This window comes from Burkholderiales bacterium (assembly GCA_013695435.1).
Classification (GTDB): domain Bacteria; phylum Pseudomonadota; class Gammaproteobacteria; order Burkholderiales; family JACMKV01; genus JACMKV01.
The window spans coordinates 1-2,221 of sequence record JACDAM010000130.1 but is presented as its reverse complement, the minus strand read 5'-3'; the positions used below and the strand labels follow the sequence as shown (position 1 = coordinate 2,221).

Genomic DNA, 2,221 nt, shown 5'->3' with positions numbered 1-2,221 from the left:
CGGTTGTCCGATCGATCGAGATGCCGACAATCAAAACCCTGTTGGAGCCGGCGCCAACGGTATGCGAGAAAGAAAGGGCGCCGCCGCCCGAGTCGCCGAAGCTCGTATTGCCGATCGTGATCGCAGCGAAGGCAGTTTGCGCGTAAAGCAGGTAAAGCAAGCTCGCGCTCACCACGATGCATAACGCGCGCAATTTCTTCGATATATGCCGTATCACCTCGCTCATTGCGCGGCTCTGCTGGATTCGCGAGCAGTGTTTCTTGAGTCTCTCGCCTGTGGATGCGACTTGGATCCGCCGATGCCAGACAGCTGATCGAACTTGAAGCGCAAGGTGAAGTACGGCCCTTGCGCGGTGTAATGCGCGGCCTCGAAATCGCGATCGCGGAAACCGTTGATGTTGTAGCCGACGCTGATCCACGCGTTGTCCATCGGCGAGAAGCCGACTACCGGTCCAGCCGAGTATTGGTAGTTGTCGAGGCTCCACACGTGCAGCACGCTGCCGCGCATGCCGATATCGATTTTGCGCGTAATGTCGTATCGCAATTCGGCGCCGCTCAGATCGGTATAGCCTGTGTAGTCGGCGCCGTCGAACTGGTCGAACACATACTTCGAGCCGTAATACAAAGAATATTGATTGCGCTGATTGAGCGCGAAAAGATTGCCTTGCGTATCGGCCTCGCGCCACGCGCTCGACACGCGATTCAAGGCAATGTTGTTGATGAAGCGCCGCGACTTGGCGTCGCCGCTGACCGCCAGACTGTTGTTGCCGAACAAGCCGCTGCCGACGGCGCCGTTGCCGTTCTGCAATTGATCGAGGCGGAATTCGAGTTTGTCGAGCAGCGACCACTTGCGGCCGAGCGGCCGGTAAGCCCACGACAAAGCCGCGTTCGCCAATAGGCCCTCGCTGCCATTCGCCTGCTCGACGATGAAAGCCTGGCCGGATGCCGCAAATGCGACGCCCGCCCGTGCTTGACGCAGGAAGCCAGTCGTCAAGCCATGGCGGTCGCTGATTTCGCCATTGCGCGTTTCCGCGCGTCCGGTCCATGTCCACAATTCTGCGCGATAGGTCGCCCCGCCCGACAGCGCGGTGAAGTCTTCAGTCAACGCGCCATTGCCGAGCACGCCGCCGGATGCGATCGGCTGATTCTGATTGATGACCAGCGGCGGATTGCTGGGCTCGTCCAAGGTGCGGCTGGTGTCGACCGAAGCATCGAAACCCCAGCGTTCGCCGACCAGAAACGATTGCGTCAAACCGAACAGGCCGAACGTGCGCGGGCCGTATTCGGAAATATGGCTCTGGTTCAGCGTGCTGGTCAGCTTCGCGTTTTTCCACGGCACGGCCTGAAAACCGAAGCGCGTGGTCGCCGTATCGAACTGGTCGCCGTCGGTAAATTCCTGGGCCGCGAGTAACCGCAGACCTTCGCTGATGGCATAAGCGGCGCCGACTGTGTAGCGCGAAGGGAAATCGACGCTGTCGTTTTTGCCGCCGAGGCTGATATCGGCTTGCGCGTTGACTTCGAGCTTCTTGTCGAGAAAATAGCGGCTCGCGCCGAGTGTCGCCTGACGCGATTCGAATGTCTCGCCGGTGATCGCTTCGTCGTGCGCGAACAATGCGCCGACTCGGGCGCTCCACAAATCTTCGCGATATTCGAGCTGCGCCGTGCCGGCATCGCGCGTCGCGCGGCTGACCAGATTTTCCTGACGGTAAGCCTGGCCTTGCAGCGCAGTGTGCTGATCGAGCTTGTATTGCGCATCGGCGCCGGCCTTGAACGTGCCCGATTCCACGATATTCTGCTGGTTGACGCCGAAGCCCGGCGCTTGGCGGCGCACGTAAGCAAGCGCGTCGAAGTTGCCGTCATGGTGTTCGATTTCGGCCAGATACGCGCTGCCATCTCGCTCGAGCTGCGCCGCCTGACCGCCGCTCTTCGCCGCCTCGACGCGCACTTCGGTGTTCGGCGCGACTTTGACTTTCACATCGACGCCGCCGAGATCGGTCGTGCCGAAATTGACTTCATCACGGATGACGGAGACGCCAGCCTGCACCTTGCCATCGAGGAACTGCGTGCCGACGCGGCCGCCGGCATTCAATTCCTTGTCGCCGGCGTTGAACGTCTCGTATTGGGCGACGATGAAGTTCGGATTGAAATTGAAATCGCGGCTTAAAATCGGCTCGCGAAAAAACAGCGTGCCCGCCGCATAATCGATGTCGTAATCGATATGG

At 60.2% G+C, this 2,221-nt stretch carries 2 protein-coding genes; both read right to left on the bottom strand.

Going from position 1 to position 2,221, the window contains the following annotated elements; all coding sequences use genetic code 11:
* Positions 1 to 226, bottom strand: a 226-nt coding sequence (locus H0V78_06735; protein ID MBA2351475.1) for a hypothetical protein, incomplete at its 3' end; no start/stop codon positions are given.
* Positions 223 to 2,221 (bottom strand): hypothetical protein (locus H0V78_06730; GenBank protein ID MBA2351474.1); only part of this gene is annotated, 1,999 nt, incomplete at its 5' end. The genes H0V78_06730 and H0V78_06735, both read right to left, overlap by 4 nt.